Consider the following 12,999-nt stretch of genomic DNA (forward strand, 5'->3'; position numbering starts at 1 on the left):
CGGCGGCGGCACCAGCTGGGCGGTCGGCGCGTTCAACGCCCACAATGCCTATCTCGATGCGGCGATCACGACCGGGATTCCGGGACTGATCCTGACGCTGGCGCTGCTGGTCTGGCTGCCGCTGCGCGACGTGAGCCGGGCTGCGGCGCGCGACAACGATCCCGCGCTGACCAGGCTGTTCACCCGGATCTGGCTCTACGGCGTGTTCTCCGCCTGTGTCGAGAGTCTCTATTTCCAGTCCGGCAGTCTCGTCTGGTTCATGCTGGTGGTCGCGATCTTCGGCCTTCGCCTGCAGGCGAGCGCGCACGAGATCCGCGAAGTTGAGGCCGCAGCGCCCGCAGCGGAGCCGGCCCATGCATAGCCCGGCCGCCGCTCCGCAACCGATCGCGCGCAACGCCCGCTTGCCGGCGCCGATCGACCGGCTCGCCGGCCGGCTGACCAACCGGCTGATCCGTGCCACGCCGTGGCAGCTCATCGATGTTCCGACCCGCAAGCCGATCGTTTCCTTCACGTTCGACGACGTGCCCGACACTGCACTTCGCTCCGGCGCCACGATCCTCGAGGCGCACAGCGTCCGCGGCACGTTCTATATCGCGGGCGGCCTGGAGGGGCGCATCGAGGCCGATCGCACCCTGATCGATGCGGCCGGCTGCCGCGAGCTTGTCGCGCGCGGCCACGAGATCGGCTGCCACACTTACGGCCACCAGGACTTGCGGCATGTCGATCGCTCGTTCCTTGCCGCGGACCTTGCCTGCAATGCGCGCTATCTCGACGCGATCGATCCGCGGCGGAGCCGGCGCAACTTCGCCTATCCCTACAACAGCGGCTGCCTCGGCAAGCGGCCGATGCTGGCCCATGCGTACCGGAGCTGCCGCGCTGGCGGCGAGGCGATCAATCGCGGTCCGACCGACCCGACCTTCCTGCGAGCGGTCGAGATCAGGCAGTCCGAAGCGCATGTCCGCGGATTGACCCGCTGGATCGACGCGCTGGTCGCCGATCCGGGCTGGCTGATCTTCTTCACGCACGATATCTCGCCGACGCCGACGCCCTATGGCTGCACGCCAGCCGCTTTCGCGCGGCTGGTCGGACATGCGGTCGAACGCGGCTGCTGCGTGCTGACCATCGATGCGGCACTCGACCGCATGGGATTCCGGGAGCGCACACAATGACCGGTTCACGGCGGCTGCTGGCCATCAACAATTACTTCTACCGGCGCGGCGGCGCCGAGAGCGTGTTCCTCGACCAGATCGATCTGTTCGCGGCGGCCGGCTGGGACGTCGTGCCCTTCGCGATGGAGCATCCTGACAATCTGCCCAGTCCGTGGTCCGAATACTTCGTCTCGGAGATCGAGTACGGCCGGGCGGGCGGGCCGATCACCAAGGCGCGGCAGGCCGCCAAGATCATCTTCTCGCTGGAAGCGCGCCGCAAGATCCGCGCCCTGATCGGCCGCGTCCCGCCGTCGGTGGCGCACGCCCACAACGTCTATCATCACATCTCGCCGTCGATCTTCGATGTCCTCAAGGGCGAAGGCGTGCCGGTCGTGATGACGGCCCACGATCTGAAGCTCGCCTGTCCCGCCTACAAGATGCTGAATCGCGGCCGCGTCTGCGAGCGCTGCTTCGGTGGACGCATCCACAACGTCTTGCTGCACCGCTGCGTCAAGGACTCGGCCATGGTCAGCGGGCTGGTCTTCCTCGAGACCCTGGTGCACCGGACGCTGGGTCTCTATCGCGACACGCTCGACTGTCTCGTGACGCCAAGCCGTTTCTACCGCGACAAGCTGGTGGAATGGGGCTGGGATGCGAGCCGGATTGCCTACATCCCGAACTTCATCGACGCCGACCAGTTCACGCCCTGGTGCCATGAGGGCGACTATTTCGTCTATGCGGGACGGCTCGCGCCCGAGAAAGGGCTGGGCACGCTGTTGCGTGCCGCCGCGCTATCGCGCCAGCGGCTGGTGCTGGCCGGCACCGGGCCGGAGGAGCCCGCGCTGCGCCATCTCGCCTTCGAGCTCGGCGCCGACGTCACTTTCACCGGCCATCTCGACAAGCCGGAGCTGAAGCGGGTGATCGGCGAATCGCGCGCGCTGGTGCTGCCCTCCGAATGGTACGAGAACGCGCCGATCAGCGTGCTCGAGGCCTACGCGCTCGGACGCCCGGTGATCGGCACGCGGATCGGAGGCATTCCCGAGCTCGTCGTCCCCAACAAGACCGGCGCGCTGGTGGCGCCGGGCAACGTCGCTATGCTGGCCGAAGCCCTGAGCGGCATGGCGCGGCTGTCCCGGACCGCGCGCAACAGGCTTGGCGCCGCCGGCCGCGATTGGGTGCTGCGCGAATTCTCGCCGGAGAAATATCGCGAGCGCACCACGGCCGTGTACGAGACGGTGCTGCACTAATGTACACCCTGACACCAGCCGCGGCAGGCCGCTCCCGGAGGAAGGTGATCTTCCTCGGCCTGCGCGGCATTCCGGAGGTTCAGGGCGGCGTCGAAACCCATGTCGCAGCCCTCGCGGTCAGGATCGCCGCGCGCGACTGGCAGGTCGAGGTGCTCGGACGCAAGCCGTATCTTCCGTCGCCAGAGCCCTATGTCTGGAAAGGCGTCACCGTGACGCCGGTCTGGACACCGCGCTCGAAAAGCTTCGAGGCGCTGCTGCATACCGCCCTGGGCCTGCTCGTTGCAGCCCGCCGCAAGCCGGATCTCGTCCATATCCACGCGATCGGGCCGGCGCTCCTGACGCCGCTGGCCCGTCTGCTCGGCCTTCGCGTCGTCGTGACCCATCACGGCTTCGACTACGACCGCCAGAAATGGGGAGATCTCGCCAAGTCGGTGCTGCGCGCCGGCGAACGGATGGGAATGAGTTTCGCGCACGCGCGCATCGGCGTGTCGAAAGGCATTGTCGATTCGGTTCGCCTGAGGTTCGGTGTTGCGGCGAGCTTCATCCCGAACGGCGTGGAAACTGACCTGCCGAAGTTCGGCACCTCATATCTCGATTACATCGACGTGGCCCCGCGCCGCTATGTCCTGTGCGTCGGCCGGATCGTCGAGGAGAAGCGGCAACTCGATCTGATCAGCGCCTTCGCCCGCCTCAACGATCCCGACGTCAAGCTGATCATCGTCGGCACGGCCGATCACAAGGGCGGCTATCTGCACGCGGTCGAAGCGGCCGCGGCGGCGACGCCCGGCGTGGTGATGACCGGCTTCCAGACCGGCGAGGCGCTGGCCCAGCTCTATCAGCATGCCGGCCTGTTCGTGCTGCCGTCGAGCCATGAGGGAATGCCGATGGTGCTGCTCGAGGCGCTCAGCCACGGGACGCGGTGCCTGGCAAGCGACATCGACGCCAATCTTGCGCTCGATCTCGGGGCTGACAGCTATTACCCGCTGGGCGACGTGGCGGCGCTCGCGGCGGCGATGCGGATGAAGCTGGCTACGCCCGACAGTGCGGCGGACAGGGAGGCGCGGGCGGCACGGGTCATGGCGTCCTTTGGCTGGAGCCCGATCGTGGACCGCACCATCGAGGTCTATGAGAGCGCGCTGGTTGCCTGGAAGGCGGGCGGCGCGCATCGCGGCGGCACCGGCCTCAAGAAACATCTCGAGATCGGAGGTCACTGATGACGCCCGCTTTGCGAACCCTCGAAATGAAGCTCCTGGGCCTCGGTTTCCTTGGCCTTGCCTGGAGCAAGGACAGGCTGCGCGGCTATGCCACGCCGAACACCGTGGCCAAATCCGATGTCGAGGGACAGATCACCTATCTGCTCGACGTCTTCGCCTCGCTCCGCCGCTTCATGCCGGCGGAATTCGATCTGCGCGGGCGCGACGTGCTGGAGCTCAGTCCCGGCGCGTCGCGCGGCAACGGCGTGCTGTTCCTTGCCATGGGCGCGCGGTCCTATCATGCCATCGACGTGTTCGATCTCGCAGGGAAGGAGGATCCGGCGTTCTACCAGCGGCTGCTCGATCGCTTCGCCGAGGGCAGCGAGACGGACCGCACGCGCGCCCGCGCCATCGCCGCGAACTCCGGCGCCCGCGAGTTCGGCTACGCCGTCGGACGCGACTTCGACATCCCGCGCCTCGCCGAGGGACGGACCTTCGATCTGATCGTGAGCTGCGCGGCGTTCGAGCATTACGACAGCGTACCGGATGCCGTCGCGGCCCTGACGCAAGTGGCGCGGCCCGGCTGTGCCAGCGTGCACATCATCGATCTGCAGACGCACTCGCGCTGGATCCGCGAAAACGACCCCAACAACATCTATCGTTATCCCGAGCCGCTCTACCGCCTGTTCCGGTTTCCCGGACAGCCGAACCGGTTACGTCCGGCCGACTACGTGCGCGCCTTCAGCGCCGAGGGCTGGAGCGACGTCCGCTTCGTGCCGTCGCGCACCATCGATCCCAGCCTTCGCGACGTCTCGCTGCGCGGGCTTGCTACGCCCTTTGCGGGGCAACAGGACATGATCGTGCTCGATGGCGCGCTGACGGCGCGTCATCCCGGAAGGGCCGGTTGAATGCGATCACGGCATCGTCCACGTCCGGACATTCGAGCGGCAGGAGAGGCCGCCATGACCACGCGCCGTTCGGTTCTCGGCAGCATCGCCGGCATCGCAATGCTCGCTCCGTTCGGGACGCAGGGCGCCTCGGCTCAGTCTGCCGGCCAGATGCCCGGCTTTCGCCGCGGGATCGGCGTCGCCCATGCGTTCGGCTGGGCGGATGTCAACGCGGACGGCTCCTATGCCGTGCCGCCGTTTTCGGCGCCGCGGTTTCAGTTCATCGCGGAGGAGCGGCAGGCGATCCGGGCCGCAGGATTCGACTTCGTGCGTCTTGCCGTCGACGTTGGTCCTTTTCTCGCCTTCGCGGGTACCCAGCGCGACCAGTTGGACGATCGTGTCATCAACACGGTCCGCGATCTGCTCGATGCCGATCTCGGCGTGATCGTCGATCTGCATCCCAGCATGATGAACTCCGCCTACCAGCCCCGAGAATTGACCGCCGGCGTAAGTACGCCGAAGTTCCAGGCCGTGCTCGGATTGCTGAAGCGTTTCGCCGGCCGCCTGGCGCAGCTTGCGGCGGAGAATGCGGCCGGCTCGCCGCGGCTCGCGCTCGAGCTGATGAACGAGCCGGAGATATCAGCGGCCGCATGGCAACCGATGCTCGAAGCCGCCTACCGGGCCGCGCGCAGCGGTTCGGAGACGCTGCCGCTCGTGCTGGGCGGTGGCTCGATGAACGCTCCCGGCGCGCTGCTGCAGATCGACATGCGTCCGTTCGCGAATGATTCCCGGCTGATCTACACGTATCACGACTATTCGCCGTGGCAGTTCACCCATCAGGGCGTATCAGGCAGTCCGGCCTACGCGCTCGATGCGATCGCCTATCCCGCGCCCGCATCGCCCGACGCGATGTACCGGGCAACCGATCAGCGCATCGCGGCGCTCGGCCTTGCCGGCGCCGAACTGCAGCAGGCGCAGCAGGCCAGGCAGACGCTGGCGAGCTATGTCAGCTCCGGATTCAACCGGTCGACGCTTGAAAAGACCTTCCAGCAGGTGAGAGCCTGGCGGATGGCACAGCGTCTGCCGGCGCGCGCGATCCTGCTCGGCGAGTTCGGGGTCCACATGACGCCGTATCAGACCACGGCCGAGGGCGCGACCGCGCGCGAGAGCTGGTTGCGCGACATGCGCCAACTCGCCGAGGCCTACGGCTTCGCCTGGTCGTGCTGGACCTATGTGGCGACAGGCGGGTTCGCGCTGGCTGAAAACGAGACCGGGCCCGGTTTCGACGCGACGACGCGGCGCGCGCTCGGTCTCGTACCCGCGTGAGCGCCGTCATGACATCCCAGCGCTACGCCAATATCGACGGATTGCGGGCCATCGCCGCGCTCGGTGTCATGATCGAACACCTGTTCGGCGATCTGCTGCGGCAGACGCCACCGGCGGCCGGCCCGCTCAACGCGGTGGCCGACGCGCTCGTCCATAACATAAGCCTCGGCCGCTTCGGCGTGGCGCTGTTCTTTCTGATCAGCGGCTTCGTCGTGCCGTTCAGCATCGGCGGCGAACGGCCGCTGCTGCAATTCGCCGTCACGCGGACGTTCCGGCTCTATCCCGCATTATGGCTTGCGCTCGCGGTGCTCGCGACCACGGCCTGGCTCGCCGGCGCGCCGCCGCGGACGGCAACGGTGCTCGCCAACATGACTATGGCACCGGCACTGTTCGGCCAGGCCTGGCTGTCGCCGATCTACTGGACGCTGTTCATCGAGCTGGTGTTCTACATCCTGGTCGCGCTGTTGTTCTCCGCCGGCAGGCTGCGAAGTGTCGGCGTGCTGTCGCTGCTGAGCCTCGGGCTTGTCGCTGCAACGGCGTTGCCCGTGCAGTTGCGCATGCACGGCATCGCCAATCTGCCGGTCCAGTATCTCGGCATGCATCTGTCGTTCCTGTTCCTTGGCCTGTTGCTGAGGCTGTGGCTGGTCGAGCGGGCGCCGGGCGCGCGCTTTGCCGTGCTGGCCCTTGTCGTCGCGCAATTCATTGCGGTGCCGTCCGTTGCGACGTTCTCGCTGGACCGCGGCGACAACTTCATCATGGAGGGACTGCAACCCGTCCTCGTCGCCTATCTGCTCGCTTTCGCCGTCTTCCTTGCTGCCGTCAGGTGCGATCGGCCGCGGTCGCTGCTGCTCGCGCGGGTCGGCCTGATCAGCTACTCGATGTACCTGCTGCACTGGAGCGTGAATGTCGCCGTTTACAGCGTCCTGCCCTTGTCCGGGCGGTTCGGTGACGTCGCCACCATGCTGATCTGCATGGTCCTCACGCTGATGGTGTCCTGGCTGGTCTATCGGACCGTGGAGCGTCCGATGATCCTGTTCGGGCGCGCGATCGTGCTCCGGTATGGCGCAAAGCGCCTCTCGAACAACGCCGATTCCTGATGGAGGCCAGCGGTCGCGTTCCGGCTGGACGCTCTCAAGCGCCCGTGACCGCTTGTCTGCGCAGAAATTTTCTCGGTGAATCGCTTCGCGTTAGGCGGTCTCGAACGGTCTTATAAGTGACATCCGGCACAGTCGGCGCGGCTGCCTGCGGCGCGCGGCGCATCACTGATGGCCGGATGCACGGAGCTTCGTTGGCCGGCCCGGCATCACGTCGGCTCCGATCGGAGCGGCGTGGCCTTTTGCCATGAACGGACCCGAGCCATCGGTTCGTGTCGCCGGCCTATTGGCCTGCGGTTAGACAGCCGTCACATTTCGGATATAAACAACGCTGGTCCATCGGCCGAAAGGCTGATCCACGCACATGCTGGCCGAATTCATCCGCGGTCACTTATGGGCCAAAGCTAAGCTATGACAGCAATTGAGTTATATGGTGCTGGCACAGCGACCAGGCGTGATGATGCCGCAGCCGCCGCGAGACCGCGACGCCTGCTCGGGATTGGCGCGGTCCTGTTGATCGCCAGCATCTGCGCCGCCGCTGCGCAGCAGCGCGAGGTCATTGCGGCATCCGCGCCGGTCGAATTCCACATCCCCGCGCAACCGCTCGCCAGCGCGTTGCAGGCCTATGGCGAGCAGGCCGGCATTCAGGTGCTCTATGAGAGCGGGTCGGCCAGCGGCCGCAGGTCGATGCCGGTCGACGGCAAGCTGCTGCCCGAGGACGCGCTGAGCGTGCTGCTGACCGGGACCGATCTGAAGGTCCAGTACATCCGACGGGATGCCATCACGCTCGCCTTGCGCACCGCAACGTCCGACCGTCCGCCGCCGAGCCCGCTCGCGACCGCGGACCTGTCGCTGGGGACGCTGCAGGTGCGGGCGACCACCGACGCTGACGATACCAGCGCATTGCATGACTACAGCGAGAGCCTTCAAACCGACATCCAGAAGGCGCTGCAGAAGCATGCCGCGACCCGCGGCGGCAACTATCGGCTCACTCTCGATCTCTGGATCGATTCATCCCGTACGATCTTGCGGACCCAGCTGCTGCGCTCGACCGGCGATCAGGACCGCGATGCGGCCGTGGCCGCGGCGCTGCGCGGCTTGACCGTCAGCCGGGCGACGCCGGCAAATGCTCCTCAGCCGGTGCGGATCGCGATCCGCGTGACATCGCTGCAATGAACGCCGGCGACACACGCGCACGGGACGAGGTGCCCGACACAGGTCCGATGACCTCGCTGTTCTATCCCGAGGACCCGAGTGCCTGGACCTCGCGCGAGGTGCTGCGGCTGTTGCTGGTGCCGACCATCGCGACGCTGTTGTTCGTCGGCGGAATCTACTGGATCCGGCTGCAACCGCCGGCCGGTCCGGCGAGCCGCGAGCAGAGCTCGGTCGTGCAGGTGCGGCTGCTGCCGAGCCCCGTTCCCGCGCCGATTCCGGTGGCGCCGGCGTCGCAGCCGCCGACGGCGGCGCTCGCGAGCCGGACCGACGTTTCGCCGGAAAACTCCGATCAGGCGCTGGACGACACGCCGGCGACCCCGGCGCGCGAGCCGATGCCGACCGAACCGACCATGCCGAGCCTGCGTCCTGCGCCATCCCCGGCCGATGCGCCGCCGAACAGCGCTGCGGTGAAATTTCAACAGGCACTGCTCCGCCATGTCGCCCGCTATCAGCGCTATCCGAACGCGGCGCGGCCGGGTCGGCTGCACGGCGCGGTCGAGACCTTCTTCTCGATGCGGCGCGATGGCACGCTGCTGGACGTCTGGGTGAAGACCAGCTCCGGGCAGGCGGTCCTCGACCGCGCCGCGATGGATGCGATCCGGCGCGCGCAGCCGCTGCCGTTGATCCCGTCCGAACTGCCCGACCGACTGAATATCCAGATCACGCTGGTATTCGAGCCGACCTGATTGCAGGCGCGGTGCTCCCCGTTGCGATGGTCGCCATCACGGTTGTGGTCGAGCATGATCGGCTCCCGGCATCGCATACGTCTTTCGGATGATGCGCGGCGACGCGACCGGCGCGCCGATGTGATCGTCTTGCAGCACATGACCGGGTGTCTGGCCGCCGTCTTGTCGCCGTCATAAATATGTTGTGCGGGATCGTTACGACGAGGCGAGTTTCAAGAACAATTCAATTCTGGATATCGGGCTGGTGTCTGGGGGGCCGCTGAACGTGGCTGATGTTAATCGAGTGCGGCTGCGGGGCCAACTCGTCGAGAACTATGACGGTCTGGTCAAGAAACTGACACGCCGCCTGGGATCTTCCGATTTCGCTTATGAAGCCCTGCACGAAACGTTTCTGCGGCTGGAGAGGGTGACCGACTCGGTGCCTATCCGCAGCCCGGCGGACTATATTTTCCGGATCGCCATCAATATCGCCAAGGATCGTCAGAAGGCGCAGAATCAGCGCGTCAGCGCCGCCGAGATCGATGCGCTGCTCGAGGTCTGCGACGACGGCCCGAGCCCGGCAAGGATCGTCGAGGCGCGTTCCGATATCGACGCCTTCAAGCGCGCGCTGGCCGGGTTGCCGGCCCGGCCGCGTGATGTGCTGCACAGCATCGCGGTCGAAGGACGATCGCCGCACGACGTTGCGACCCGCCTCGGCGTCAGCGTGCGAACCGTCGAAAGCGATTTGAAGCTCGCGCTAAGTCATTGTGCCGATTGCCTTGATTATACGTTGATCCGGCGCCTCGGAGGCCCGCGGCCGCGCATGTGATCGTGCGTGGCTCATCGTCTGCGGCCACCGAGAATGTCGTGGCCATGGTGAGCGCCCGCTCACGTGCATCAGGACCGAAATTTGCTGCAGAGGCCGTTTTCCAGCGGCCCGGGACTTGGTATCAGGAGTGATAGTTCAGAGAATATTTCGACTTTCGTTCTGCGGGATAGCGGTTTTTCAGTCGTCTATCGAATAGAGAACCATCTCATGAGGACCGCCGGGGTGCCCTGGGAAAGGTTCGCCGAAGTGTTGAGCCGTTTGAAAACAGGTCAAGATGCCAATCGCCGCCGGGCCGGCCTTGCGCGCGGGGCCGCGATTGCCGGATGTTTCTGTTTGCGACCCGCGCAGCCAGGCATTGCGGTCCCCGGATGCCGCAGGAATCGTCTATACAGCAGCTCCAAGATGCGTTCGACGCGACCAGAGGCTGGGCGTTGACGAGCATAGTGATGAGCAATCCATCGTGACCGAGCCGATCCGCACATCCGACACCGATCCGTTGCTGGACGAGGCGCTCGACTGGGTTGTCCGGCTGAAGGCCGGCGCGCCGACTCGGGCCGACGTGGACGCGTTGCAGGACTGGCGCGCGCAAAGCCCGGCGCATGAGGCGGCGTTCAAGAAGGCTGTAGGTGTGCTCCGCACCGCCAGCATCGCGGCGCAGGAACTGGCCAGCGAGCAGGGAGCGACTGCCGCTGTTGCGACCTTGCCGCGAAAGCCGCATCTGCTCACGCGGCGCCTCGTGCTTGGCGGCGCGATCGCCGCTGCCGCCGGCTACGTGATGATCAATCCGCCGCTCGACATGTGGCCCTCGCTCGAGGAGTTCTCCGCCGACTACCGGACCGGAAAGGGCGAGCATCGCAAGGTCATGGTGGCGCCGGATGTTTCGATCGAATTGAACACCCAGACCAGCCTTGCCCTGCGGCCGGTGCCGAACGAGACCCGGATCGAGCTGATCTCCGGCGAAGCGTCGGTTGCGGCCAGGCAATCGTCGTCGACGCCGCTGGTGATGCTGGCCCGTGACGGCCGCATCAGCGCGCTGCAGGCCGATTTCAACGCGCGTTGTCTCGACGGGGTGGTTTCCGTCACCTGCCTCGCCGGGATCGTGAGCGTCGAACAGGACGGCCGGACCGTGCAGCTGCGCAAGGCCGAACAGGTCAGCTATTCGCGCGCGGGATTGCAGGCGTCGCGTCCGGTCGATGCCGCGCAGGTCACGGCATGGCAGACCGGACTGCTGATCTTCCGCGACCGGCCGCTGGCAAGCGCCGTCGACGAAGTGAATCGTTACCGCTCCGGCAAGATCATCATCACCAGCACGGAACTCAAGCGCCGTCTCGTCAACGGAACGTTCCAGCTCGACAAGCTCGACAGTTTCGTCGCCCAGGTCGAGCAATTATTCGGCGCGCGGATCACGTCGCTGCCCGGCGGCGTCGTGCTGATGAGCTGAGGCGGGCCGAACCGCCGGGGCGCCGAGCCTGATTCCCTAACAAACCGAAAATTTCTTTCGCGAAGCGGCAAAATCTTTTGCATGTTAGCGCTCGCTCAGCCGTCTTCTGAATAAGGCGTCGTCATCCCGGCCATTCTGCCGCGATGGCGCGCGCCTGCGTGAAGCGAGCGAAGTCGGTGCGTAGTCGAAGAGATCATCCGAGTTTTGGGCATCGCAGCCGATGCCGGGTTGGGTTGCGCGCCTCGGTCGCGGCGATCACCGTGGCCGGATCCGTCGCTACCATCGTCCCGGCCTGTGCGGCGAAGCGGGCGGCGGATGCCGCGCCGGCCGCGGCCGCCAAGCCGCCGGCCCAGGCCAATGCGCCAGCACTGGCGAATGCGCCGGCGCAGAAGCCGGCGGCGCCGCTGCAGCGCTTCGACATCGACGATTTCGCGGTGCAGGGCGCCGACACCTTACCGCAGATCGAGATCGAGGAAGCGATCTATCCGTTCCTCGGTCCGAACAAGACCGCCGAGGACGTCGAGAAAGCGCGAGCCGCGCTCGAGAAGGCGTATCACGACAAGGGCTTTCAGACCGTCAGCGTCGCCATCCCGCAGCAGAACGTGCAAAGCGGCGTGGTCGCGCTCAAGGTGACGGAGCTGAAGGTCGGGCGGTTGCGGGTGAAGAACTCGCGCTATTTCGATCTCGACAAGGTCAAGAACGGCGCGCCCTCGCTGAAGGAGGGGACCGTTCCCAACTTCGGCGACGTCACCAAGGACATTGTATCGCTCAATCAGTGGCCGGATCGCCGCGTCACGCCGGCGCTGCGTGCCGGCGTGACGCCCGGCACCGTCGACGTCGATCTCACCGTCGAGGACAAGCCGCCGCTGCATGCCAGCCTCGAGGTCAACAACCGGCAGTCGCCGTCCACCACCGCGAGCCGCATCGCGGCGACCGTGCACTACGACAATCTGTGGCAGCTCGGCCACTCACTGAGCTTCACCTATCAGGTCGCGCCGGAGCGGCCGAGCGATGCCGAGGTATTCTCCGGCTCGTATCTGGCGCGGACAAACGTCGACTGGCTCAATCTCCTGGTCTACGGCGTTAAGTCGAACAGCAGCGTCGCGACCGTCGGCGGCACCAACGTGATCGGCCCCGGCGAGATCATCGGCGAGCGCGCCGTGATCACGCTGCCGACCCGCGAGGGCCTGTTCCACACGCTGTCATTCGGCATCGACTACAAGCACTTCGACCAGACCGTGAAGCTCGGAACCGACGGCTTCTCCTCGCCGGTCACCTATTATCCTGTCGTCGCGACCTACGGGGTGACGTTCCAGGAGGAGAAGTTCACCACCCAGTTCAACGCCGGCATCACCTACAATATCCGCACCCTGAGCAGTCCCACGGACGAGTTCGATACCAAGCGCTACAAGGCGTCGCCGAGCTTCACGCATTTCAATGCCGACGTCTCGCATACGCAGGAGCTGCCGGAAGGCTTCCAGCTCTACGGCAAGGTGCAGGGGCAGCTCGCCGATGGGCCGCTGGTGTCGAGCGAGCAGTTCAGCCTCGGCGGCCTCGATACCGTGCGCGGCTATCTCGAATCCGAAGTGCTCGGCGACAACGGCGTCGCCGCCAATTTCGAGTTCCGCACGCCCAATGTCGGCGCCCTGCTGCAGGCGGAACTGAAGGACGAGACCGGCCAGGGCAAGCCGCGCTTCATCACCTTCAACGACTGGCGCTTCTTCACGTTCGTCGATGGCGGTTACGCGGCGATCCATGACCCGCTGGTCGAGCAGCAAGCCACGTTCAGGGCCTGGAGCTATGGCCTCGGGACCCGCTTCAAGACCTTCGAGTATCTCAACGGCATGGTCGCGCTCTCGGTGCCGATGATTTCTCAAGCGTACACAACGGCACGCAGTCCGCGCGTGAACTTCCGGATCTGGGGTGAATTCTGATGGGGACGAGTTTTGATATC

General features: G+C 66.1%; 12 protein-coding genes. All 12 read left to right on the plus strand.

Going from position 1 to position 12,999, the window contains the following annotated elements; all coding sequences use genetic code 11:
- A partial coding sequence (locus J6500_RS24185) for an O-antigen ligase family protein (RefSeq protein ID WP_512699716.1) occupies nt 1-361 on the plus strand: 361 nt, incomplete at its 5' end.
- The gene (locus J6500_RS24190) at nt 354-1,169 is read left to right on the plus strand and encodes a polysaccharide deacetylase family protein (protein ID WP_225715205.1); all 816 of its coding nucleotides are present in this window, start codon (nt 354-356) and stop codon (nt 1,167-1,169) included. The genes J6500_RS24185 and J6500_RS24190, both read left to right, overlap by 8 nt.
- The gene (locus J6500_RS24195; protein WP_225715206.1) at nt 1,166-2,395 is read left to right on the plus strand and encodes a glycosyltransferase family 4 protein; all 1,230 of its coding nucleotides are present in this window, start codon (nt 1,166-1,168) and stop codon (nt 2,393-2,395) included. Before J6500_RS24190 ends, J6500_RS24195 begins: the two co-directional genes overlap by 4 nt.
- A complete protein-coding gene (locus J6500_RS24200; RefSeq protein WP_225715207.1) occupies nt 2,395-3,609 on the plus strand; it encodes a glycosyltransferase family 4 protein in 1,215 nt (404 codons plus the stop codon). The genes J6500_RS24195 and J6500_RS24200 overlap by 1 nt, the downstream gene beginning before the upstream one ends.
- 26 nt (nt 3,610-3,635) lie before the next feature.
- On the plus strand, nt 3,636-4,496 hold the full coding sequence (locus J6500_RS24205) for a class I SAM-dependent methyltransferase (RefSeq protein ID WP_225715208.1): 861 nt from the start codon (nt 3,636-3,638) through the stop codon (nt 4,494-4,496).
- A 54-nt stretch (nt 4,497-4,550) separates the two neighbouring features.
- A complete protein-coding gene (locus J6500_RS24210) occupies nt 4,551-5,801 on the plus strand; it encodes a glycoside hydrolase family 5 protein (RefSeq protein ID WP_225715209.1) in 1,251 nt (416 codons plus the stop codon).
- Between the two features lie 8 nt (nt 5,802-5,809).
- On the plus strand, nt 5,810-6,898 hold the full coding sequence (locus J6500_RS24215) for an acyltransferase family protein (RefSeq protein WP_225715210.1): 1,089 nt from the start codon (nt 5,810-5,812) through the stop codon (nt 6,896-6,898).
- 510 nt (nt 6,899-7,408) lie between these two features.
- Complete coding sequence (locus J6500_RS24220) at nt 7,409-8,071, plus strand: energy transducer TonB (protein WP_225715211.1); 663 nt, start codon at nt 7,409-7,411, stop codon at nt 8,069-8,071.
- Nucleotides 8,068-8,796, plus strand: coding sequence for an energy transducer TonB family protein (locus tag J6500_RS24225; protein WP_225715212.1), 729 nt, complete (start codon nt 8,068-8,070; stop codon nt 8,794-8,796). The genes J6500_RS24220 and J6500_RS24225 overlap by 4 nt, the downstream gene beginning before the upstream one ends.
- A 184-nt stretch (nt 8,797-8,980) precedes the next feature.
- The gene (locus J6500_RS24230) at nt 8,981-9,604 is read left to right on the plus strand and encodes an RNA polymerase sigma factor (RefSeq protein ID WP_225715213.1); all 624 of its coding nucleotides are present in this window, start codon (nt 8,981-8,983) and stop codon (nt 9,602-9,604) included.
- Between the two features lie 274 nt (nt 9,605-9,878).
- Complete coding sequence (locus J6500_RS24235) at nt 9,879-11,045, plus strand: FecR family protein (protein WP_225715214.1); 1,167 nt, start codon at nt 9,879-9,881, stop codon at nt 11,043-11,045.
- Nucleotides 11,046-11,188: 143 nt separating this feature from the next.
- Nucleotides 11,189-12,979 carry a ShlB/FhaC/HecB family hemolysin secretion/activation protein gene (locus tag J6500_RS24240; protein ID WP_376707852.1) on the plus strand — a complete coding sequence of 597 codons (1,791 nt, stop codon included), beginning with the start codon at nt 11,189-11,191 and terminating at the stop codon, nt 12,977-12,979.
- Nucleotides 12,980-12,999 lie beyond the last annotated feature (20 nt).

The organism is Bradyrhizobium semiaridum (assembly GCF_020329505.1).
Classification (GTDB): Bacteria; Pseudomonadota; Alphaproteobacteria; order Rhizobiales; family Xanthobacteraceae; genus Bradyrhizobium; species Bradyrhizobium semiaridum.

Coding starts and splice junctions, on each gene's coding strand:
- J6500_RS24200 (WP_225715207.1), top strand. CDS start 2,395: ATGTACACCCTGACACCAGCCGCGGCAGGCCGCTCCCGGAGGAAGGTG.
- J6500_RS24190 (WP_225715205.1), top strand. CDS start 354: ATGCATAGCCCGGCCGCCGCTCCGCAACCGATCGCGCGCAACGCCCGC.
- J6500_RS24205 (WP_225715208.1), top strand. CDS start 3,636: ATGAAGCTCCTGGGCCTCGGTTTCCTTGGCCTTGCCTGGAGCAAGGAC.
- J6500_RS24235 (WP_225715214.1), top strand. CDS start 9,879: ATGCCAATCGCCGCCGGGCCGGCCTTGCGCGCGGGGCCGCGATTGCCG.
- J6500_RS24225 (WP_225715212.1), top strand. CDS start 8,068: ATGAACGCCGGCGACACACGCGCACGGGACGAGGTGCCCGACACAGGT.
- J6500_RS24240 (WP_376707852.1), top strand. CDS start 11,189: ATGGCGCGCGCCTGCGTGAAGCGAGCGAAGTCGGTGCGTAGTCGAAGA.
- J6500_RS24195 (WP_225715206.1), top strand. CDS start 1,166: ATGACCGGTTCACGGCGGCTGCTGGCCATCAACAATTACTTCTACCGG.
- J6500_RS24215 (WP_225715210.1), top strand. CDS start 5,810: ATGACATCCCAGCGCTACGCCAATATCGACGGATTGCGGGCCATCGCC.
- J6500_RS24210 (WP_225715209.1), top strand. CDS start 4,551: ATGACCACGCGCCGTTCGGTTCTCGGCAGCATCGCCGGCATCGCAATG.